The following is a 1,406-nucleotide window of genomic DNA, read 5'->3' on the forward strand; positions in this document are numbered from 1 at the left end:
AAGCCCAAGACGATACGCCGGAGCTGGAAGAAGAAAGTGATGAGCTGGCAGGCGACGACATTGATGCGCTGCTAGATGAAGAAGCGGATCCCGAACCTGAGTCACCAGAAGAAAATGACGACCTAGCAGGCGACGACATTGATGACTTGTTAGAGGAAGAAACGGGTGCTGAGCCTGAGTCACAAGAAGCAAGAGACGACCTAGCGGGCGACGATATTGACGACTTGCTAGAGGAAGAAGCGGATGCTGAGCCTGAGTCACAAGAAGAAAGTGACGACCTAGCAGGGGATGACATTGATGACTTGCTAGAGGAAGAAACCGATGCTGAGCCTGAGTCACAAGAAGAAAGTGACGACCTAGCAGGGGATGACCTTGATGACTTGCTTGAAGAGGAAACCGATGCTGAGCCTGAGCCACAAGAAGAAAATGACGACCTAGCAGGGGATGACATTGACGACTTGCTAGAAGAAGCGGATGCCGAGCTTGAGTCACCAGAAGAAAATGACGACCTAGCAGGGGATGACCTTGATGACTTGCTAGAGGAAGAAACCGATGCTGAGCCTGAGACACAAGAAGAAAGTGACGATCTAGCAGGCGACGACATTGACGACTTGCTAGAGGAAGAAACCGATGCTGAGCCTGAGACGCCAGAAGCAAGTGACGACCTAGCAGGCGACGACATTGAAGATCTGCTTGAAGAAAAAACCGAAACGGAACCTGAGCAAGACAGCGAATCAGAGCCATCGTCTCTAGACAGTGACCATTTGTCGGGGATGTTGGAAGACGAAGATCAGTTCAATGATGAAAACGTTCAAGCCGATGAAACAGAAGAGTTTGAAGACCCAGATCTTAAGAGCGTAGATGAACTACTGGCAGAACTTCAGGCTGAGGAAGAGCTAGAGACTTCGGATTTAGAGGACGACTTTGCTGAAGAAGAAGTCGAAATTGAGCTAGGCGACGATCCACTGAGTGAAGACATTGATCTACTTGAAGAAGAGCAACTTCCTGAAGAAGACGATATCGAACCCAGTGCCGAATTGGATAGCTATCCTGAGTTAGACATTAGTGATGAGGATAATCTAGACAGTGAAGCCAGTGGTACGGAAAAAGCGTTATCAGACGCACTCGCCAGTGACAACGACTTTGATATTGAAGGCGATTTCGATGACGAACTGGGAGACTTAGAGCTTGAAGACGAGCTTGATGATGATCTGACAGAGTTTACGGAAGAACCGGACCTCGGCGATGACTTCCCAGAATTCACAGAAGAAGACGCCGCTGAGGACAGCGAAGCGGCTCTAGAGGAACCGACAGCAGAGGAAGAACCAAGTCTTGACGACGAGGCTGAGCTGGGTGATGACTTCCCAGAATTTACGGAAGAAGACGCTGCTGACGACAGCGAAGCG

1 protein-coding gene is annotated in these 1,406 nt (G+C 49.6%); it reads left to right on the forward strand.

From position 1 onward, the window contains the following. Window positions 1–1,406 (forward strand): midas domain-containing protein (locus ACNKW2_RS11810; protein ID WP_472978005.1); only part of this gene is annotated, 1,406 nt, incomplete at both ends.

Source organism: Pseudoalteromonas 'SMAR' (genome assembly GCF_048515945.1).
GTDB lineage: Bacteria > Pseudomonadota > Gammaproteobacteria > Enterobacterales > Alteromonadaceae > Pseudoalteromonas.